Consider the following 1226-nt stretch of genomic DNA (forward strand, 5'->3'; position numbering starts at 1 on the left):
GGCGGGTTCAAGCGGTCGTCGCAACACGCGTCGTCAGGCTGCCAAGAGTAGGCGGTTGAGTGCTTCGGCGGGCTTGGCCCAGTCGAGGGTCTGGCGGGGGCGGTCGTTCAGCAGCAGGGCGACCTCCTCGAGGTCGTCGGCGGTGTGGATGCTCAGATCGGTGCCCTTGGGGAAGTACTGGCGCAGTAGCCCGTTGGTGTTCTCGTTCGTGCCGCGTTGCCAAGGCGAGTGCGGGTCGCAGAAGTACAGGTCCAGGTCGTCGGCGATCTTGATCTGCGCGAACGGGGTCATCTCGGAGCCTTGGTCCCAGGTCAGGGACTTGCGCAGGTGCGCCGGCAGGGTGCGGATCTGGGTCAGCATCGCGTCGCGGACAGCCTCGGCATGATGCCCGTTGGGCAGGTGCAGCAGCATGACGTAGCGGGTGGTGCGCTCGACCAGGGTGCCGATCGCGGACTTGGAGTTGGCGCCGATGATGAGGTCACCTTCCCAGTGCCCCGGCACGGCCCGGTCTTCGATCTCGGCGGGGCGCTCGGAGATCATCAGGTGCGCAGGGATCGACCGCTTCCCGCGGTTGCTCGTAGAGCGTTGCGGGCGGCGCATGGCTCGCCCGGTGCGTAGTGCGGTAGCCAGCTCGCGTCGCAGCCCACCTCGCCCCTGGACGTATAGCGCCTGGTAGATCGCCTCGTGGCTGATGCGCATCTGATCATCATCGGGGAACTCGACCCGCAGCCGTCGGCTGACCTGGGTCGGGCTCCACGCCCGCGCCCAGCGTCCTCCCGCCGGTGGCGCCAGCTTGTCCTGGACCCACGACGCCAGGCGGGGGTTGGCCGCCAGCTTGCGCGCCTTGGGGCGAGTGGCGCGTTCATCGGCCCGCACCTGGGCCGCGATCGCCCGGTAGCGGCCCGCCGTCGTGCCTCGAACGAGCTCACGCGAGATCGTCGAGGCGGAGCGTCCCAACACCCGCGCGATCTCACGGACCCCGCGCCCCTCGGCGCGCAGAAGAGCCAGTTCCTCTCGCTCTGTCAAGGACAAGTAGCGGCCCGAGGGCTCGCCCAGATCGGCAGGCATCACACCACCACACTGCCGGACCTTGCGATAGCCCGTCGCGAACGAGATCCCTACAGCCTGCGCGGCCTCGAACACGCTCAACCCATCACGCACACCCCGCCAAAACGCGCGCTCCACACTCCGCACGACCTTCGTCCCGTCACCCATCCCAACACCCC

At 68.7% G+C, this 1226-nt stretch carries 1 pseudogene; it reads right to left on the reverse strand.

Going from position 1 to position 1226, the window contains the following annotated elements:
• Positions 1 to 7 precede the first annotated feature (7 nt).
• Positions 8 to 1215, reverse strand: a pseudogene (locus ACH443_RS20370) (IS30 family transposase).
• Positions 1216 to 1226 lie beyond the last annotated feature (11 nt).

Origin of the sequence: Isoptericola sp. NPDC019571, from assembly GCF_044389385.1 — a bacterium.
GTDB classification, from domain to species: Bacteria; Actinomycetota; Actinomycetes; order Actinomycetales; family Cellulomonadaceae; genus Isoptericola; species Isoptericola nanjingensis.